Annotated in this window: 15 protein-coding genes; 11 read left to right on the top strand and 4 right to left on the bottom strand. The window is 41.5% G+C overall.

Going from position 1 to position 21,105, the window contains the following annotated elements:
• Positions 1–60: 60 nt before the first annotated feature.
• The 3 genes from AC504W_RS18080 to AC504W_RS18070 all read left to right on the top strand — a co-directional run bounded on the left by AC504W_RS18080 (position 61) and on the right by AC504W_RS18070 (position 4,371).
• A complete protein-coding gene (locus AC504W_RS18080; RefSeq protein ID WP_494873632.1) occupies positions 61–1,248 on the top strand; it encodes an iron-containing alcohol dehydrogenase family protein in 1,188 nt (395 codons plus the stop codon).
• Between the two features lie 192 nt (positions 1,249–1,440).
• Entirely contained in the window at positions 1,441–2,652 is a 1,212-nt protein-coding gene (locus AC504W_RS18075) for an aspartate aminotransferase (protein ID WP_494873631.1), read from the top strand.
• A gap of 888 nt (positions 2,653–3,540) precedes the next feature.
• The gene (locus tag AC504W_RS18070) at positions 3,541–4,371 is read left to right on the top strand and encodes a squalene/phytoene synthase family protein (RefSeq protein ID WP_494873630.1); all 831 of its coding nucleotides are present in this window, start codon (positions 3,541–3,543) and stop codon (positions 4,369–4,371) included.
• A 230-nt stretch (positions 4,372–4,601) separates the two neighbouring features.
• Here AC504W_RS18070 and AC504W_RS18065 read toward each other — a convergent pair whose 3' ends face one another.
• The 4 genes from AC504W_RS18065 to AC504W_RS18050 form a co-directional block, all read right to left on the bottom strand.
• Positions 4,602–4,973, bottom strand: a complete 372-nt coding sequence (locus tag AC504W_RS18065; protein ID WP_494873629.1) for a DUF2237 family protein — start codon at positions 4,971–4,973, stop codon at positions 4,602–4,604.
• A gap of 88 nt (positions 4,974–5,061) precedes the next feature.
• A complete protein-coding gene (gene hpnH, locus AC504W_RS18060) occupies positions 5,062–6,081 on the bottom strand; it encodes an adenosyl-hopene transferase HpnH (RefSeq protein ID WP_096578607.1) in 1,020 nt (339 codons plus the stop codon).
• A 101-nt stretch (positions 6,082–6,182) separates the two neighbouring features.
• A complete protein-coding gene (hpnA, locus tag AC504W_RS18055; protein WP_494873628.1) occupies positions 6,183–7,166 on the bottom strand; it encodes a hopanoid-associated sugar epimerase in 984 nt (327 codons plus the stop codon).
• Entirely contained in the window at positions 7,166–9,853 is a 2,688-nt protein-coding gene (locus AC504W_RS18050) for an efflux RND transporter permease subunit (protein ID WP_494873627.1), read from the bottom strand. The genes hpnA and AC504W_RS18050 overlap by 1 nt, the downstream gene beginning before the upstream one ends.
• Between AC504W_RS18050 and AC504W_RS18045 the strand changes: the two genes are divergently transcribed.
• From AC504W_RS18045 to AC504W_RS18010, 8 genes are all read left to right on the top strand, one after another.
• Positions 9,792–9,980 (top strand): hypothetical protein, encoded by a 189-nt coding sequence (locus AC504W_RS18045; protein ID WP_187308199.1) that lies wholly within the window; start codon positions 9,792–9,794, stop codon positions 9,978–9,980. The genes AC504W_RS18050 and AC504W_RS18045 overlap by 62 nt on opposite strands.
• A gap of 265 nt (positions 9,981–10,245) precedes the next feature.
• Positions 10,246–11,097 (top strand): ferritin-like domain-containing protein, encoded by an 852-nt coding sequence (locus tag AC504W_RS18040; RefSeq protein WP_494873626.1) that lies wholly within the window; start codon positions 10,246–10,248, stop codon positions 11,095–11,097.
• 151 nt (positions 11,098–11,248) lie between these two features.
• Complete coding sequence (locus AC504W_RS18035; protein WP_494878691.1) at positions 11,249–11,920, top strand: 5'-methylthioadenosine/S-adenosylhomocysteine nucleosidase family protein; 672 nt, start codon at positions 11,249–11,251, stop codon at positions 11,918–11,920.
• A 421-nt stretch (positions 11,921–12,341) separates the two neighbouring features.
• On the top strand, positions 12,342–15,344 hold the full coding sequence (locus AC504W_RS18030; protein ID WP_494873625.1) for a peptidase domain-containing ABC transporter: 3,003 nt from the start codon (positions 12,342–12,344) through the stop codon (positions 15,342–15,344).
• Positions 15,345–15,390: 46 nt separating this feature from the next.
• On the top strand, positions 15,391–16,974 hold the full coding sequence (locus tag AC504W_RS18025; RefSeq protein WP_494873624.1) for an HlyD family type I secretion periplasmic adaptor subunit: 1,584 nt from the start codon (positions 15,391–15,393) through the stop codon (positions 16,972–16,974).
• A gap of 85 nt (positions 16,975–17,059) precedes the next feature.
• Positions 17,060–17,557: a DUF427 domain-containing protein gene (locus AC504W_RS18020; protein WP_494878690.1), complete on the top strand. Its 498-nt coding sequence runs from the start codon at positions 17,060–17,062 to the stop codon at positions 17,555–17,557.
• Positions 17,558–18,184: 627 nt separating this feature from the next.
• Positions 18,185–19,648: an SLC13 family permease gene (locus AC504W_RS18015; protein ID WP_494873623.1), complete on the top strand. Its 1,464-nt coding sequence runs from the start codon at positions 18,185–18,187 to the stop codon at positions 19,646–19,648.
• Positions 19,649–19,718: 70 nt separating this feature from the next.
• Positions 19,719–20,981 carry a glycerate kinase family protein gene (locus AC504W_RS18010; RefSeq protein ID WP_494873622.1) on the top strand — a complete coding sequence of 421 codons (1,263 nt, stop codon included), beginning with the start codon at positions 19,719–19,721 and terminating at the stop codon, positions 20,979–20,981.
• Positions 20,982–21,105: the final 124 nt, after the last annotated feature.

Below are 21,105 nucleotides of genomic sequence, written 5' to 3'. Positions count from 1 at the left end.
GGAAATATTATGTAATCCTACTAGCATCAATACAAATTCAGGTTTTGCCTAACTAGTTATATGCCCCATCAATCAACTACTACCTTGTCTACTCAAACATCTAATTCATTATCGGCACTGGCGATCGCTCCGGCAAAAGTCATCCGTGGATCTGGAGTATTGTCAGCATCACCAGCAGAGATTGCCCTTTTAGGCAGTCGTCCTTTAATCATTGCTGGCAATCAAACTCTAGCCCTCACTCAAGATACTTTACAACCAATTTTAGAACAACAACAGTTGCATACTGCTCAAGCATCCTATGGTGCCGATTGTTCGGAAGCGAGTTTGAAATCTTTAAGGAAGGCTGCGAAAGAACACAAAGCTGATCTGATTATCGGTGTTGGGGGCGGGAAAGCCTTGGATACAGCTAAATTAGTTGCCCATCAGTTACAGTTACCAGTGGTGACAATTCCCACTTCTGCCGCTACCTGTGCAGCTTGGACAGCCCTTTCTAATGTGTATTCTGAGATAGGGGCTTTTTTGTATGATGTGGCGTTACCTCGCTGTCCCGATTTATTAATTCTGGACTACGACTTGATTCAAACAGCACCACAACACACATTAGTCGCCGGGATTGGTGATGCGATCGCTAAATGGTACGAAGCTTCTGTGAGTAGTGGACACTTGCAGCAGACTTTAATTATTGCCGCAGTCCAACAAGCCAGAGTTTTGCGGGATATTTTATTTCAAAAGTCAGCCGCTGCGCTACAAAAACCAGGCAGTGAAGTTTGGCAAGAAGTTGTCGATGCTACCGTTCTACTAGCGGGAGTCATTGGCGGATTGGGTGGGGCGCAGTGTCGGACTGTTGCCGCCCATGCTGTACACAACGGCTTAACTCACATTGCCGGACACAGCAGCATTCACGGAGAAAAAGTCGCATTCGGTATCTTGGTGCAACTACGTTTAGAAGAAATGATTTTGGGTAATCAGTTAGCCACCACTGCACGCCAACAGTTGTTGAAGTTTTATGCAGAGATTGGCTTGCCCCAAAAATTAGATGATTTGGGCTTAGGCAATGTCAAATTAAGCGAGTTAAAAACAGCGGCGGAAATTTCTCTCGCACCTAATTCGGACATTCATCGCTTACCTTTCAAGGTAGGGATAGAACAACTGATGGCCGCAATGGTTTCTACCACGGCACCAACCGACAGTAGAGAATGTAGCAATCGGGTTGCTGCTAGGGCAATTGAAGAGCAAATTCAGGAGTAAATAACTTCCAGCAGCTTGCAGGATGAAATTTTATGCTTGATTTTTTGCCAAATATATTACCCAGACCAAAAATTTTTATCAAAGTCAGATTTTGCTAACTCATGGTTTTCTCAAATTTATCCACAGCCGCCAACTGTAGTATCTGAGAGAAATTTCACTCACAAATCAACTGTATCAAGAAGTGGTACATCAATGACACTGAATTGGATTGCCCCAGCAGAACGCATACAGAAACTACCCGCTTATGTATTTGCTCGTTTAGATGAACTAAAAGCAAAGGCACGGGAACAAGGACTGGATTTAATTGACTTGGGTATGGGGAACCCAGATGGCCCCACACCACAACCCGTAGTAGAAGCAGCGATCGCCGCTTTGCAAAATCCGGCAAATCACGGTTATCCGCCCTTTGAAGGTACTGCTAGTTTTCGTCGTGCCATCACCAATTGGTACAATCGCCGCTATGGTGTAGTACTTGATCCTGATAGCGAAGCCTTACCGCTACTCGGTTCTAAAGAGGGATTAGGACATTTGGCAATGGCCTATATCAACCCTGGTGATGTAGTTTTAGTGCCTTCACCGGCTTATCCTGCTCATTTTCGTGGGCCTGTAATTGCTGGGGCGCAAGTCCATAACTTAATTCTCAAACCAGAGAACGACTGGTTGATCGATTTAGCGGCGATTCCCGAAGAAGTAGCCCAAAAAGCCAAGATTCTTTATTTCAATTATCCCAGTAATCCCACCGCGGCCACTGCACCGCGAGAATTTTTTGAGGAAATTGTCGCCTTTGCCCGGAAATACGAAATTATGTTGGTGCATGACTTGTGTTATGCCGAGTTAGCTTTTGATGGCTATCAACCCACCAGTTTGTTAGAAATTCCGGGTGCAAAAGAAATTGGTGTGGAATTTCATACCTTATCTAAAACTTACAATATGGCTGGTTGGCGAGTGGGTTTTGTCGTTGGCAACAGTCAAATTATCCAAGGTTTACGGACACTCAAAACTAATTTGGATTATGGGATTTTTGCCGCATTGCAAACAGCTGCTGAGACGGCTTTGCAACTGCCAGATGTATATTTGCACGAAGTCCAACAGCGTTACCGCACCCGCCGCGACTTTTTGATTAAAGGATTAGGTGAGTTGGGTTGGGACATTCCCACAACCAAGGCTACTATGTATCTCTGGGTGAAATGCCCTGTGGGTACTAGTTCTACAGATTTTGCCTTGAATGTATTACAACAAACAGGCGTGGTGGTGACTCCCGGTAATGCCTTTGGGGTTGCGGGTGAAGGGTATGTGCGAATCAGTTTGATTGCAGATTGCGATCGCTTGGGTGAAGCCTTACATCGGTTTAAGCAAGCTGGGATCTCATATCAATCTGAAACATTAGTTTCTGTGCCACTTTAATAAGTGACCTCAGATTTTAATTATCAAAACCCCTAATACACTATAGTATGATAGGGGTTTTGGTGTAAAAAGAGTCAAAAAATATTAATAGTAAAATTCATAGTTCTGACTTTTGAATCAGAGCAAGCTAGATACCTAGATTTGAGATTTAAATGGTGTACTTCAATCATTTAAAATTGCTGTAAGTACCAATTATCTTGAAGTTGGGAAGTTCGTTGAAAGTATTTTTCTCTACTTAGTGCAGCACGGCGTAAATCAATAGACTATCCAACATAGTGCAGAAGTCTGGAATACAATTCTTTTGACTTTTGACTTCCATCTTGCGTTACTAGTCAGATTCATCTTCTAAATTTGATTTTAAAATTTTCTGTCTAGTAGCAATATTGCATTTTGCAAAGCTATTTAGTCGGGAGTTAAAGTTTTTTGGCAGTTTACAGTCAGCTATTTATTGACATCTACAGGCATACGCATTTTTTGAGAGATTTTATTCAGTTTTTCAGAATATTTTTACAATGCAGAAACCTGATCTGGCATTTTATGAAGTCTTCAGACTGGGGGTATCTGCTCGTATCAATTGGCGCATAGCTACCGAACAACTAAGTTAGATAATTTGCCGAATTTTAGCATAGTTGTTGATATTTACAGCAAAAAATTATGCTTGCTCAATATATCAAATCACACAGAACAAATTTCAGTAACCAAAGTCCTATATACTAGACATGAATTTAATAGGTTTGAATTTTTCGTTAATTATGATACAAAGACTATTAATCTTTAGATGAAATACTAACGCATCTCAAGATTTTCAGATTGAGTAAAAAGTATATCCCGGATCATCAAACAACTTTCAACTGCATGTGGTGTAAAAACTCAGAGGGGAGTGACAACATGGATTTACGTGGTGATGCCTTGCAAATCCTTAAAGAAACTAGTCGAACTTTTTATATTCCAATTAGTATTTTACCGTCAGGATTGCAAGAAGCCGTTGCATCAGCATATTTGTGTATGCGTGCCATTGATGAAATTGAAGATCATCCAGAACTGGATAATTCTACAAAGGCACAACTGTTACACAAGATTAGTTTGACATTACAAGCAGGAGTTGATGGCTTTGCAATTGATGCTTTCTCAGTAGGATTTAATGGCTATGAGGATGTCTTAGCAGAAGTAACTCTGAGAGTAAGGGAATGGTCATTATTAGCCCCTGAGACTATTGCACCACGAATTTGGGATGCAACCGCAGCAATGGCTGATCGGATGGCTCATTGGGCAGACAGAAACTGGAAAATTGAAACAGAGTCTGATTTAGATCGTTACACCTTTGGGGTTGCAGGTGCAGTTGGATTGTTACTTTCTGATTTATGGACTTGGTACGATGGTACACAAACCAACCGCACTCTAGCAATTGGCTTTGGTCGTGGCTTACAATCGGTGAACATTCTCCGCAACCATATTGAAGATATGGGACGTGGTGTAGACTTCTTTCCAGAAGGTTGGACAGTAACAGAAATGCAAGAGTATGCCTTACGCAACTTAGCGTTAGCAGATGCTTATACTCAAGCTTTGCCTACTGGCCCTGCTTTAAACTTTTGTCAAATTCCCTTAACTTTGGCACATGGTACGATTGATGCTCTAGCCAATGGTAAAGAAAAACTCAGTCGCAGCGATGTCATTGCCTTGCTTGAGCAATTAAATGCTGTAAATGTCAAAGCCAGTTAATAAATTTGATTCAGTACAATTGATTAAGTTTAATAGTGCTGATTTTAGATTGTGGTGTATTTTGTTTGTTAACCCAAATTTTTAACTACGTCGTAAATCTAAAAAGCAAGTAACCAGAAAATACAGACGTGATTAATGCACGTCTGTATTTCAAAATCAATTACAGCCGGGTGAAAATTTAGCAATTCCGCAGTTCCGACAGCTATATAATTCATCGAAAACTTGCCGTTTTAGGATGCAGAAAGAGCGTATTGTTTTAAATCAGTCAACGAACAGGCTTCCAAGGCTCTAGCGTGAGTGGCTTCCAAAACTACGGGTGGTGCGACACCAGCATCCATTGCTTCTTGCCAACGTGCGGCACACAAACACCAGCGATCGCCAGGCCGTAATCCAGGAAAATTATATTGGGGCATTGGTGTACTCAAATCATTACCACGGGATTTGGTAAACTCCAAAAATTCTGCTGTCACCTGGGCGCAAACAACGTGCATTCCCAAATCTTGCCCACCAGTTTTACAGTAACCATCTCGGTAATAACCAGTCATAGGCGAAGTACAGCAAATTTGTAAATCTGTGCCGAGTACATTTTTAGCTTCTGCCATTTTCTATTCCTTGGTCAATGAACCATAAGGTGCGTTACGTTTTGCTGTAACGCACCCATAATTTAAGCTTTACTGCTTGCTACTATATTTAACTTCTACCAAACACTGTTCCTAGAGAACGGGCAATGTTTTGCGGTTGCATTGCATCCATCGCGGCGGTTGGTTCGTAGCCGCAGTGAACCATACAATCGGCACACTGGGGATTACCACTGGCGCGGCCGTATTGACTCCAGTCTGTTTTGTCTAACAATTCTTTAAAACTGGTGTAATGGCCTTCGTTTAACAAATAACAGGGTTTTTGCCAACCGAGAACGCTATAACTGGGACTTCCCCAAGGTGTACATTCATAGTCTTTTTCGCCAATCAGAAAGTCTAGGAACAAAGGATTATGGTTGAAGTTCCAGTTTTTCTTACCTGATGTGTAGGGAGTGAGAATTTCCCGGAAGAGGGCGCGGGTTTGTTCGCGTTGGAGGAAATGATCTTGGTCTGGGGCCCATTCATAGCTATAGCCAGGGGAAATCATCATCCCATCAATGTTCAGGCTATCGAGAAAATCAAAGAATTCTTGCATTTCTTTGATATCTGCACCTTCAAAGATAGTGGTGTTGGTGGTGACGCGGAAACCTTTGGCTTTGGCTGCACGAATGGCTTGTACGGCAGTATCAAACACGCCTTTGCGATCGACACATTTATCATGCCATTCCCGCATTCCATCTAAATGAACGCTGAAAGTAAAGTAAGGGGAAGGTTGAAATTTGTCGAGGCTTTTTTCGAGTAACAACCCATTGGTACACAAGTAAACATATTTCTTGCGTTCTACTAACCCGCGTACAATTTCATCAATTTGGGGATGGAGTAGTGGTTCTCCCCCAGGAATGGAAACCACAGGTGCGCCACACTCTTCCACAGCGGCGAAGCACTCTTCTGGTGTGAGATTACGTTTGAGAATTTCCACGGGGTGCTGAATTTTGCCACAACCAGAACAAGCTAAATTACAACGAAATAATGGTTCTAGCATCAATACCAAGGGGAAGCGTTTGCGCCCTAAAAAACGCTGAGTTACCAGATACTTCCCAATATCCATCGCTTGTTGTAGATTAATTCCCACTTTTTTATTACTCCTCTCTATATAAGTAAAAAGTGCTGAGTGCTGAGTACTGAGTGCTGAGTAAAGAGTAAAGATTTCTTCTGCCTCCTGCCTCCTGCCTTTCATTTGACATAGCCTTCAGCGATAAACCAATCGACCGCATCTTTTAAGGCTGCTTTTAAGGGAGACTGGGGTAGTCCCAACTCGCGGACAGCTTTACTAGCGTCGTAATACATGTGTTGTTGAGCCATACGGACACCATCGATGGGGACTGAAGGCATTTTTCCTAACGGTGCGAGAATTGTCTCATCAATCCAAGCCACACTCAAGGGTATCCACGAGGGGATAGTGCGCTGGGGTGCTGGTAAATTGGTAATTTCGGCAAGTTGTTCTAGTAGTTGCTTGAGGCTGAGGTTTTGGTGTCCTAAGATATAGCGATCGCCTGACTTCCCTTTTTGCAACGCCAGTAAATGTCCCCAAGCCACATCCCGCACATCGATAAAATTTAGGCCAGTATCCAAATAAAAGGGCATTTCTAGCCGCAAAAACCGCAGGATAATATCTCCGGTGGGTGTAGGCTTAATATCTAAAGAACCAATTGGGCTACTAGGGTTGACAATTACGACATTTTGCCCTCTAGCGGCAGCTTGTTTCGCTTCTTGTTCGGCGAGAAATTTTGACTGTTTGTAACTGCCAATTAGCTTGTCTATGGGGCTTTGATAAGTTTCATCGACAGGTTTACCACCTAGTCCGACTCCTATGGCTGATACTGAACTGGTGTAAACAGTGCGTTCAATGTCGGCTTTGCGGGCGGCTTCAAGAATATTGCGTGTGCCGATAACGTTGTGGCGATACAGTAGTTGTTTGTCTACTTGCCACAAAGAATAATGGGCGGCGACATGAAATAAATATTGACAACCCCGCATTTGTTGCCAAATCTCAGGCTCTGTCAAATCGCCTTTGACTAGTTCCACATCCAAGCTGCGTAAATTGGCTAAATTGCTGCTAGGACGTACCAAAGCTTTGACTTTGTATCCTTGTTGCAGTAGTAACCGCACTAAGTGGGAACCGACAAAACCAGTTCCCCCTGTGACAAAGGCCTGCATTAATTTTTCGCCTCCTGACGAAAGCGCGGGAACCAGTCATCTAAAATGGCGTAAACTACGGGTACGACAATTAAGCTGAGGATTGTGGAACTAACTAAGCCTCCAGCAATAGCCACAGCCATAGGCGATCGCAATTCTGAACCAGCACCAAGACCCAAGGCAATGGGTAACATCCCTAAAATTGTGGAAGCAGTGGTCATCATAATCGGTCGCAGACGTACTGGCCCAGCTTTTAAGATAGCGTCGGTGCGATCTAAGCCTGATTCACGCAGTTGGTTGATATAATCCACCAGCAAAATCGCATTTTTATTGGCCAGTCCTAATAAAAAGACAAAGCCAATCAGCGAAATCATCCCGAAGTCGCTCTTGGTAAACAATAGCGCCAGTAATGCCCCTACCAAGGCCAAAGGTAAGGAAACACCAATCACTACCGGGTCTACCCAACTTTTGAAGAGTAAAATTAGCACTACAACAATACACAGGGCTGACAGCAACAAAGTCGAGGCAAAACTGCCAAATACCTCTGCCAAGCTGGCAGAATCGCCACCTAAATCAAGAGTCACACCAGGAGGTAAAACAGCTTTTGCTTCTGCCACAACTTTGTCAGTTGCATCACCCAATGATAAATTTTGACCAAGGTTGGCACTGATATAGGCGACTCGCTGATTATTCAAACGCTGAATTTGCAAGAATTGTCCTTGTTGATTAGCTTCACCTGTCACTGTAATATCAGCCAATCCGGGAATGTTGACTAAGCTTTCTTTAATTGCTTTGCTGGCCTTGGCTAAAGCTTGTAAATCATCACCTCGCAAGGCTACTTGCAAAGGTTTTTGTCCACCTGTATCGACAAATTGAATATCTTCGACACTGGTTGTTACTCCCTTTAATGTGGGCAAGCTGGTGCGGAATTGGTCTTGCAGTTCGGCAGTGGTAATATTGCGGTCTTCTTTGAGTTTGATGTAGAGTGTGCCTTTATTTGGCTCGCCTTCACGGGAACCAACAGTAGTAAATACTGTTTCCACGGCTGGCGATTTCCTCACAACTTCTTCTAATTTCTTAGCAACGTCTAGAGAGTCGTTGAGGGGGTTAGGCAACTGGAAAGCTTGTCCAGAAGGTGGAAGAGCTTGGGCAGCCGCCTGTTTTTGTAAAGCTGCTAAATCTGGTATTTGTGGTAAAGGAGCAGTATAAGTGATGTTAAACTCACCGCGATCGAGTTTAGGGATAAATCCTTTGGGAATCAGGGGAATCAAGGCTATCCCACCTACAAAACTGAGGACTGCTAATGCTACGACTAGCTTACGGTGTAGTAAAGACCAGTGGAGTAAGTTGCGGTAAGCATGGTTAAACCCTAACCATGTCTTGGCTTCTTTTTTACGGGGTTTAGCAGATACAGGTTTTAGCCAGTAAATAGCCAGCACTGGTGATAAAGTCCGCGCCACCAGCATAGAAGCTAACATTGCGGCTGAAACAGTTATGCCAAAGGGTTTGAAGAATTGTCCAACTACCCCACCCATTAAACCTATAGGCAGGAATACTGCCACAGCTGTCAATGTGGCCGCAGTCACAGTCAAACCAATTTCATTAGTAGCTAATAATGCCGCTTGACGAGGAGTTGCACCATCTTCAACATGGCGCATGATGTTTTCGACATCAACGATCGCATCATCAATAATACTGCCAATTACCAAGGCCAAAGCCAGTAGGGTAATTGTCTCTAAGTTGAAGCCGAAAATCGCCATGACGATAAATGTCGCCAACAACGAAGTTGGAATCGCCAATGCCGAAATGAGAGTGGCTCGCCAACTCCACAAGAAAGGAAAGATCACCACAATTGACAACACTATGGCTTCAATTAGAGCGTCTATGGTTGACTTGGTGGCATGACGAATATACTCGGCTTGGGTCGCAGCTAAGGTGAGTTTGACATCCTTGAGGTTGGTTCTCAACTTCTGCACTTCTTTTTCTGTCCGACTCACCACTTCTAAGGTGTTGGCGTTACCCCGTTTGATCACTTGAAAAGCCAGTGCATCTTGCCCATTAAACCTGACTAATGTGGCTCCGCCTTGGGGAATTGCCGCAGATGCATTTTGGGCTGTGGGTAAAGCTGGTTGAGAACTAGGCGCTCCTAACAAATTGACTTTCAAAACTCCCGGTACTTTGGTAATGACTGGGATAATTTTGTCTTGTGCTACCTTGGTCAATTCTGTGAGATTCTGCGAGGTACTCTCTATGGTGTAGCTAACGGCGGCTGATTCGTTCAGGTTCAGGGGAATAATTTTGTAATTTGCACCCTGCGGTAGACTTAACTGCTTAAGCGCAGTTTCTACCTTGCTGGTGGATTTTTCTAAATCAGTGCCAACTGCAAAAGCTAAACTAACGGCCGTTTGACCAGGATAGGCAGATGAACGCAGATCATCTAGTCCTTCCACAGAGCGTAGGCGCTCTTCAATTGGTTTGGTGAGCTTGGCTTCTGTATCGATTGCTGTTGTCAGTGGTGCTGTGGCGTTGACTACCACCACCGGAAAAGTAATATCTGGAAATAAAGCATACTTGAGGGAACTGAACGCCAAAAGCCCAGCTACCGTTACAGCAATCCAGAAACTCACTGTCAACCACGAGAAGTCAATGGCCAATTTGGAGATATTGAAGCGTTCTCGTGCAGATTTTGCGCTACTAACCTTTACCATCTTGGAAAATTTTGCTGGTGTCCCAATTAATTGTCATGCTACATTAATCGTCTCAAGTTTGGGTGGTTTAGTTTCTTGGGGTGGGCAATTTTACTTAATTAGTTTCTTAAAAAAGCATAAAGGATAAACGGTCAAAAAATTTCTTCTACTTAAACACTTAATAATTAATACTGAGCAATCAGCACTAGTACAACAAGGCAAAAGTAAAAAGTCAAAAGGAAAAAGAAAGAATAGTGATACTAAGCCTTTTCGCAATTCCAGATGGTCTGTTTATTTACGCCGAACTGCACTAGGTAATCAGTAATGTATTACTCTATGCTGAGAGCAAACTTGTGTTACTCACTACATCATCCTGGTTCTCACGGCAATTTTAAGCACACATAATTTTACTTATGAAAATTGGTTCTGTTGACCATAGAGAATTATTCTGTCGTAGTTTTATGGAGAGTTACAGGGAATATGAGCCTGAACATCTCCCTTGGCCTGATTTGGATAATGCAGCTTTGGAACTTTTGCGAAGCATCCCTTTTTGGGGTCAGGCTTTGAATAAAGAACGCCAAGCGGGTGTTATCGTCAGTGAATATGCCAAAACTTTAGACAGGGGCATTTTACAAGAGGCGATCGCTCTCCAAGGTGAAGAAGAATCTCGTCACGCTCGCTTGCTGAAAGTCTTTATTGAGCGTTATGACATTCCTATGCCTGCCTGTCCACCTATAGAAATTCCCGCTAACCTTGAACAGACATTCACTGTATTTGGCTTTGAAGAATGTCTCGATTCTTTTTTTGCCTTTGGCTTATTTGAAATTGCCCGTGAAGCCAGAGTATTTCCTGAGCAAATCTTCACAATCTTTGACTCAATTGTTGATGAAGAGGCACGGCATATTGTATTTTTTGTCAACTGGTTCACTGATTTGCAAATTCAACGTGGTTATGGGTTTTTACCTCTGCGGAGTGTGAAAACTCTCTGGTACTACGGCAGAGCCTTGAGCAGTGTAATTAAGGCATTTGGTGAAGCTGACCCCAATGGTGCTGGGTTCACCGCCAGCGGAGCCAGTGTGTTTAGTCAAGATTTAACACTTGAAAATTTTCTCAAAGTGTGCATTCAAGAAAACCAACGGCGAATGAGTAAGTTTGACTCGCGAATATTGCAACCGCAACTGCTACCTCGACTCGCCAGCATAGCTTTGAGTATTCTCCAGTTATTACCAAAACGTAAAACTTTTGCGGAGGGTGTAAGGGTGTAAGGGTGTGGGGGTATGGGGGTGTAGGTATGTAAGAGTATCAGGTTGTAAGGTATGGGGTGTGGGGGTAAGAATTAGCTGTAAGACTTTTTGACTCTACCCTATACCCTTACACCTCTCTACCCTTTTCATTCCCTCATACTCAACACGAATGATGATGAACACTGTGATTTTAGTGCCGCAGGGTGCGGAGTATAAAGCTGTGTGCCGCGGATTACGTAAAAATACAGAATCGATACCAAAGGTTTTATCGATACCAGTAGGGATGCAGCCTTTGACTAAATACTTGCAACAATGGGATAAACAGCAGGTGTCGCCATCAAAGGTGTTGGTAATGGGTTTGTGTGGGAGCTTGCGCCAGCGCTACACTGTTGGGGATGTAGTGTTGTATCAACATTGCACTTATCAAGGACAGGTGCAAGAATGCGATCGCAGTTTCACTACTCAGTTGTATTCTCCTTTACATCAACAACTATCTCTGGTGAAAGGATTGACAAGCGATCGCGTCATCTGGTCTGCTACAGAAAAATCTCATTTAGGTCAAACATCCGATAGTGATGTTGTTGATATGGAAAGTTTCGCCGCTTTGCAATTTTTTCAGCAAATGGGGGTAGCTGTTACCGTGTTACGTGTGGTTAGTGATGACTGTCAACATGATATTCCTAACCTTACAGATGCTATTAGTGCTGATGGTTCACTGCAAACTTTGCCCTTAGCATGGGGTTTGATTCGTCAACCTATAGCCGCTACTCGGTTAATTCGTGGCTCTTTACAAGGGTTAAAAGTATTAGAAAAAGTTACTCAATCTCTCTTCATTAACGGATAACCGATTTTATCGTCAGTCTACAGGTTTTGTGGCAGAACACAGTCCTGATAAAACAAGTTCCACCACTCCCTACTTGCAACGCAGCATTTGCAGTGAATCAATACTTAAAATTTTTAACCAATAATTTACGATTTTTATATATAAGGTTGTGATATTTTATATTTTATAAAAACACTGCCTTCCTTAGTATAGTTGGCAATTATATTATTTATTGCCGAGAGAATATAAATTAATATGAACCCCTTATTTGCAATCAGAAAATTAGAGCGTAAAGGAGTTAGAAGTACAGCTAATTCCTAGCTAATATAGCGATTTAACCTAACCATAATATAAATTAATTGTTTTTTGATTATCTTGATTAAGGTCAAGATTTAAGCAGTTTTTATTATCAATAAAGGGTGAAATAAATCAAATTTAAAGTATGACATATATTAAAAGTGCTTTTCAAGAATTTATCCCCACTTTAGAAGGATTTGACCAATTACCGTTAGAAGTAATTGTGAGTATTTCGGAAAAACTTGAAGCTTGGCGCTATCGTATTGGACAGAAAATTATTGGTAACGAAAGCATACCGCAAAAAGTCATCTTTCTTTATGAAGGACAAGTCCGCCTCTTGGGATATGAACCCCAAACACAAACAGCCATTACTTTAAAATTGCTCAAACCAGGCGCAATAATTGGGGAAATTAGTTTCTTGCGTCAGGTTCCTTGCGAAATTGCGATCGCCTCAACAGAAGTGATATGTTTAGCATTAAACCTTGACGAATATTTGCACCTATTATCACAATATCCAGAATTTGCAAAAACTCGCCAAAATCACAGCAACATCTCCGAAGTTTTTAGTGTTTTAGGTGTACAAGTAGCCAAGCAAGCTAATGCTGTTGCTAATTTTCAGGAACTATCCGAACAAGCTTTATTCAGCGCTAAAATACATTACTTATCCCCTGGTAAAACTGCCTATAACCAACTAGATAGCAACAGTATTTGGTTTGTTAGTGGCGGCGAAATTAAGAATTTGGCTCCAGGCGATCGCGTCGAATTAAGTGATAATAGTTCAATTGAAGTTTTGGGAAGAACTCCCGCCAGGTTAATTGGGTTCGCTCCAGAAGATTTATCATTTTTAGATAACTATAATACTCCGTCTGAAGAACTTGCTATTAATGACACTCAACTAACTATTACAGACGAGTTAGATATTCCCTATGCACCAGACGAAATTACTCCAGCAAACTATCCAGTACCAAAACAACAAAAATATTTAAAATATCCCTTCGTTCGTGGTAATGGAGAAGTAAATGCGACCTTTGCTTGTTTTCAAATGTTGTCCCAGCATTTACAAATTCCTTTGCGTCGAGAAGTTGTTCGGCGCATTTTATCTGAGCAAATTAAACGCCAAGGTAGTATATCTTTTCCAGCTTGTGCTTATTTAGCAGAATTAATTGGTTTAAAAGCGCAGTTAGTAGATTTACCTGCTAACACCCTTGAACGTCTTCCTACACCAGCACTAATTCGCTATCGAGGAAATTTTGCCGTTTTGTACGCCGCAGATGCACATCATGTTGTGGTTGGTGCGCCATCCCAAGGTATAGTACGCTGTAAACCAAAAGAATTGCTGGCGCATTTAGAACTTGAGGAAGGTAACTATCAGCCACAAATGCGGGTATTACTGCTGAGTGCTACCAAAGAAACACCACAAGAAAGATTTGGTGTATCGTGGTTTTTACCTTATTTGTCGCGCTACCGTCGAGTACTAATTGAAGTCTTTATTGCTTCCTTCTTTGTCCAATTAGCACAACTGGCTAACCCCCTCGTCATTCAGTTGATTATCGACAAAGTAATTGTCCAAAACAGTATTAGCACCTTGAATGTTTTGGGAGTACTACTGTTAGTAGTGGGACTATTTGAAGCGGTAATCAGTACTTTGCGGACTTACTTATTTGTTGATACAACAAACCGCATCGATATGGGTTTGGGTTCGCAGATTATTGACCACTTATTACGGCTACCACTGCGCTATTTTGAACGGCGACCAGTGGGGGAATTGTCAACCAGAATTAATGAGTTAGAAAATATTCGGCAGTTTCTTACAGGGACAGCATTAACTGTAGGGTTAGATGCGTTATTTTCGGTAGTTTATATTGTTGTCATGCTGTTTTATAGTTGGCAACTGACTTTAGTCGGTTTAGGGACAATTCCGATATTTGTTGTGATTACTTTAATTGCTTCCCCCACCATCAGTAAACAATTACGCAACAAAGCCGAACGCAACGCCGAAACTCAATCTTATTTGGTTGAGGTAATGTCTGGTATTCAGACAGTGAAAGCCCAAAATATTGAATTGCGATCGCGCTTTTCTTGGCAAGAGCGTTATGCTCGTTATGTGGGGGCTGGATTTAAAACTGTTGTCACCTCTACCTTGGCAAATTCTACTAGTAGCTTTCTGAATAAACTCAGTAGTTTACTAGTTTTATGGGTAGGTGCTTATTTAGTTTTACAAGGAGAACTGACATTAGGAGAATTAATCGCTTTTCGGATTATTTCTGGTTATGTTACTGGCCCAATTTTACGGTTAGCACAACTCTGGCAAAACTTTCAAGAAACTGCCTTATCTTTAGAACGATTAAGTGATATTGTGGATACGCCAGAAGAAGGCGAAGCTGACAGAGGTAATATTCCTCTACCAGCAATTGACGGTGCAATTAAATTTGACAACGTTTCCTTCCGATTTACACCTAGTGGGCCACTGCAACTTTCTAATATCAATATTGAATTTACCGCCGGACAATTTGTCGGTATTGTTGGGCAGAGTGGCTCAGGTAAAAGTACGATGATGAAATTACTGTTGAGACTTTATGATGTGGAGTCAGGCAGAATTTTAATTGATGGTTATGATATTGCCAAAGTCGAACTTTACTCTTTAAGAAGACAGATAGGCGTAGTCCCCCAAGAAACACTGTTATTTGATGGAACAGTACAAGAAAATATTGCTTTAACTAACCCGGAAGCAACTACAGAAGAAATTATCGAAGCAGCGCGTGTAGCTTGCGCCCATGAGTTTATTATGGGCTTACCCAACGGTTACAATACCCGCGTCGGCGAAAGAGGTGCGGGACTTTCTGGGGGACAGCGCCAAAGAATTGCGATCGCTCGTTCTGTACTCCAACGACCAAAACTGTTAGTCTTAGATGAGGCTACCAGTGCCTTAGATTACCCTACAGAACGCCAAGTTTGTTTAAACTTAGCCAAAGCCTTTCAAGGTAGCACAGTATTTTTCATTACCCACCGCCTAAACACCGTCAGCCATGCAGATACTATCGTTGTCATGGATGCAAGCCGAGTCATAGAACAAGGAAGTCATCAAGAATTAATGGCTGCTAAAGGTCATTATTATTACCTTTATCAACAGCAAGAAGTTAATTTGTAATTGGTCAAGGGTTAATCGCTAATTATTCATTAAAGGTAAAACTACTATGACTCAAATTAATGGTAATCGTCTCAATGGCAATAATGGTAACGGTAAACATCCTTCAGAAACTAAAACAGAATCATCCGTATTAACATCGTCAGATAAAGTTGCACAACAGCCTTTAATTAATCAAAAATTTGATAACTTTGAACAGTCTGTTGTCTTACGCCAATCTCCAGTTTGGTCACGCACAATAATGTTGACCTTGATAGTGTTAGCTTGTTTTGGCATTATTTGGGCTTATGTTGCCAAAATTGAACAAGTTGTACCTGCTACAGGTCAATTAAAACCCCAAGGAACCGTCAAAGATGTGCAAGCACCAGTGAATGGCGTAGTCAAAGAAGTTTATGTCAAAGATGGTCAAAAAGTTAACAAAGGAGACTTACTACTAACCTTTGAAACTGTGGCAACTTTAGCAGAGTTTAATTCATTAATTCAAGTTCGTAATAGCCTAATTAGGGAAAACCAAATTTATCGCCGTTTGATGAGTTCTAGTTACACTGTCGGCTCAGAACTGGAATTTTTACGGAGTAGATTACCCACAGATGCAGTCTTTTTGTTGAAAAGTCGCGCAGCATTAGTTGGCGAAAATGAATTGTTGCGGAAAGAATTAAGAAATTCAACAAATACTCAAGGACTGGGAGTTGATGAACAACAACGTTTGCGAGTATCTAAATTAGAATTAGCTACCCGTGCTAATGCAGCCCAATTAGAAGTTGAGAAAACTAAAAAACAACTTACACAAAATCAAGTTAAAATCGCGGACACACAATCTAGTTTAGCTATTCAACAGCAGATTTTAGATAGATTAAAAACTTTAGCAGAAGAAGGTGGCGTTTCTCAACTGCAATATCTTAATCAACAACAACAAGTCCAAAATCTTCAAGCAGAAGTCGCTCAATTACAAGAAGAAGACAAACGCCTCAAATATGATATAGAAAAAGGACGACAAGAATTAACTAATACTGTGGCGGTTTCTGGAAAAAATGTTTTAGAAAAAGTTTCGGAAAATAAACAACGCATTGCTGATATCGATAGCCAGTTTATCAAAATTGTCTTGGAAAATGAACAGCGGTTGGCAGATATAAACAGCAAAATTTCGCAAGCTCAACTCAATCTCAGATATCAAGAACTACGCGCCCCAGTCAGCGGGGTAGTTTTTGATTCACAAGTTAAAAATCCGGGTTTTGTTGCTAATGCTACACAAAAACTCCTGCAAATAGTCCCTAACGATAACTATATTGCTGAGGTATTCATTACTAATAAAGATATTGGGTTTGTGCGGGAAGGGATGAAAGCTGATGTGAGAATCGATTCCTTTCCATTCAGCGAATTTGGTGATATTAAAGGAGAGCTAATTTCGATTGGTTCTGATGCTTTACCACCGGATGAAACGCACAAATTTTATCGTTTCCCAGCCAGAATATCTTTAGATAAACAAGCACTAAATTTCAACGGTAAACAACTACCATTGCAGTCAGGGATGTCAACCACAGTTAATATTAAGGTGCGCGAAGAAAGAAGTGTGATGAGTCTATTTACTGAGATGTTTACCAAGCAAATTGACAGTTTAAAAGAAGTACGCTAAATCCGCAATTTTTGCGTATTGGGTGATAGGCGATCGCATTTACGCTAAAGTGGAGGCGATCGCATATTTATTTTTACCTATTTGTATGTTTTCCCCTCAACGCATCGAACCTGCACCCGGACAAGAATCAGTCTGGGATTATCCCCGTCCCCCGCGCTTAGAACCTACCAACAAACATATCCAGATAATTTTTAACGGCGTAACCATTGCAGACACCCACAACGCCCAGCGAGTATTAGAAACTAGTCATCCCCCTTCCTACTACATCCCGCCTGAAGATATCAAAATGGAATATTTGATATCAGTACCACAATCTAGTTTTTGCGAGTGGAAAGGACGCGCAGGTTATTACACAATTCGCGTCAGCGATAAAGAAGCCCAAAACGCTGCTTGGTATTATCCTAGTCCGACAACCGCTTTTGCCTCAATTAAAGATTATGTAGCCTTCTATGTCCATCTGATGGATGCTTGCTATGTAGATGGTGAAAAAGTTCAACCACAACCAGGAAACTTTTATGGAGGTTGGGTTACAAGTGATATTGTCGGGCCATTTAAAGGCGGGCCAGGTACTTGGGGATGGTAAATTTCTGAGTGCTGAGTTGAAATAATCAAAACCCTGTCACCTGTCCCCTATCACCTTGTTCCTACTATCAATACTTAAAACAACAACACCCAAACATCTACTCACTTAGGGATTTCCTCACATTCATCACTTACTTTAGGCTGTTACTGATATATCTTCAATCATCAGTTACAACGCCTCAGTTTACCAAGCAGAGGAAATATTAGTGTTCGAGTTGGGTGTTGTTGTTAGGACGAGACAGATTGAAATCAAACAGCGTTTTTACCTCTTAACTAATTTGAACATTGGCTGTTAATCTGCCAGGAAAGCTTTTCAGCTTCAATTACTAAATTATCACAGCTAAATCAACACAATAGGCTTTGATACTAAACTTTACTTTTGCATAGATTCCCGACTTCCCGAAAAAATTGGGGAGCGGGCGATCGCTGAATATCAGATTTTTGACGTTGCTCAACTGCTTATTGTTTCATGAGACTTTTCTCACACTATCTTAATTATCTTCTCATCAAGGTCTAATTTAATTTAGATTAAGCCCAAGTTAAACACTAATCATCGAGGCTGTACTTACAGTCAGGAGGCACATCCATAATCAAGCTTGGCTGAGGAAAGTAACGTAAACACAAACAAATGAAACTATCTGTAGATAAATACAAGGATATTTCTATAAATACATTCATAAAAAGATTAGGGGCATTTTTTCGGACTTCCACCCGTTGGCAGTTCAAGTCTCTTCTAGCATTATTTTTAACTTCTCTCTCTGGAGTCATAGTATTTTTACTGAATGGTTTATCTACACAGGGACGGTTGACAATATTTGTATTTCTCCTAGCAGTAATTTTGTGGTCAACCACCTCAATTAATGCTGGTTATGTAGCGATGGTTTCGGTGCTGTTGCTGCTGTTGACTGGAAGCATTTCTCAAGAACAATTTTTTGAGTCTTTGGGTTCCGATGTTGTCTGGTTAATGATAGGTGCATTTATTTTAGGCGGCGCAGTTAAGCAGACTGGTTTAGCCACACGGCTGACTCAAATAGTTGCAGCGAAAGCGCACAATGTCAGCAGTTTATTTTGGCTGTTAACTACAGTTTTAATTCCTCTGTCATTTTTAATTCCCTCCACCTCTGGACGCGCTGCTGTGACCCATCCGATTTTTCGCAGCGTCGCCCACGCTACGGAGGATGAACGGACTCGTCGCGCTCTAGCATTGTTAATGCCAACTATTATTCTTGTATCTACGATTGTTTCATTAACTGGAGCCGGTTCACATTTAGTCGCCCAAGATTTATTACAAGAAATTTCCGATAGAAGTATTTCTTTTAGTCAGTGGTTGCTTTACGGCTTACCCTTTGGAGTTGTTGCTAGTTATGCCTCTTGCTGGGTAATTATGCGGCTATTTTTAGATAAAAAACGCTTGCAACAAAAACTAAATGTGGAATATTTGCAATCAGCGCCTTTATCTGCACCAGAACGCAAAACATTGTTGATTGTATTGTTAATGTTGGCATTGTGGATAACTGAACAATGGCATGGTTTAGAAATTGCCACCGTCACCGTCATCGGTGCAATGATTCTCACCGCGCCTAACTTTGGAGTTATTAAATGGAAAGATGCAGTCAAAGCTGTTTCTTGGAATCTGATTATTTTTGTCGGTGCAACTTTAGTGTTAGGACGGGCGTTAATCAGTTCTGGCGCTTCGGGATGGTTGATTAATAATATTTTTCAATTTAGTAACATCAACAGCGCCAAATCTCATTTTTTGATTTTGCTACTCATTACAATTATTTCTCTAACTTCCCACATATATATGACTTCTCACACCGCTAGAGCCGCGGCTTTAGTTCCGCCGCTGCTTTACCTCGCTAGTAGTTTAAATATCAATCCTGTCGCTGTGTTGTTTCTTAGCACTTTAGGTATGGACTATTGTCTCACCTTCCCTGTCAGTTCTAAAGCACTGATGGTTTACCAAGATGCAGACGAAGGCTTTAAACCAACAGATTTACTGCGCCTAAGTTCAGTGATGATTGTGATTCACTTTGCTTTAATTCTGTTGTTTTACTTTACCTGGTGGCGTTGGGTAGGGTTATCTCTGTAATTTTTACCCATCTCTGCATTTTCCAATTTAACGACAAAAAAAGCGGCTGGATTGCCGCAGGAAATTAATAATGACACTAAACATTTTAATCGCTCCTTCTGGATTTAAAGAAAGTCTTGACGCGGAACAAGTCGCTGATTGTATTGCTATAGGTATCACCAGGGTTATACCCGATGTAAATATTTGCAAAGCACCTTTAGTAGATGGTGGTGAAGGTTTTACCAAAACCCTAGTAGCAGCCACAGGTGGTACTTTACATCACTTGGAAGTAACTGGCCCCGTGGGACAAAAGGTAGAATCTCACTTTGGCTTTTTGGGTGGAACTAGTAAAAAGACAGCCGTGTTGGAAATGGCGGCGGCGGCGGGGTTACGGCTTGTACCTAGGGATATGCGAAACCCCATGATCACCACAACCTATGGTGTAGGTGAGTTAATTAAAGCGGCGTTAGATGCTGGCGCTGAACGTATTTTAGTGGGTTGCGGTGATTCTGGTACTAACGATGGTGGTGCGGGAATGGCGCAAGCTTTGGGTGTGAAGTTGCTAGATGAAAATGGTAATGAGTTAGGTTTAGGTTGCAGTGAATTAATTAAACTTAAACGCCTTGATTTCTCACAAAAAGACTCTCGTTTAAATCAAGTTCAGATTGATGTAGCTTGCAATTGGCATAATCTTTTGTGTGGTGAGAAGGGTGTGGCGAGAGTTTTCGGCCCGCAAAAAGGCGCATCTCCAGAAACAGTAGAAAAAATGGCTTTAGCATTAGAACACTACGCCGCGGTTATCCAAGCAGATTTAGGTATTGATATGCGAGAAATGTCGGGTAGTGGTGCTTCTGGTGGTTTGGGTACTGGCTTACAAGCGTTAATTGGCGCTAAATTACACCCACGCTACGATATTGTCATGGACTATTTAGAATTAGATAGTTTGATTCCTCAAGCTGATTTAGTAATTACGGCGGAAGGTTGCATTGATTTTCAAACCCCACGGGGGAAAATTCCGGCTGAAGTTGCGAAACGTGCCAAGCGTTATCAATTACCCGTGATTGCATTGGTGGGTACGATTGGCGAGGGTGCAGAAATTAATTTTCAACAAGGGATTGATTATTTCAATAGTATTTTGACACATCCCTGTCAATTGCATGAGGCGATTTCGCAAACTGCAACTTTGTTAACTAATGCAGCTGAACAAGTTGCGCGGTTGTTGTTAGTTGGTAAACAAATTAGGCGTTATCAAGATTTACGTCAAGGTAAGGAAAAATCGAAACAGAGAGGGCGAAGAGAAAGAAGCGTTGCAGAAAGTTATTTAGTCAGTTCTGGCTATAAAATTAGAAGTTAGCAATTTAACGTGAGTTCGACGGATCTAAAAAACTCTCTCGAAATCTCTACGTTAATGTATAGCTAGAATTAATTGAATTTTTCCCCAAAATCTACTATTTATCAGGTTATTTTGGGGATTTTTG

Source organism: Nostoc sp. C96, from assembly GCF_059384975.1.
Note: the sequence above shows the minus strand (reverse complement) of the source record. Positions and strands in the feature narration are given on the sequence as shown.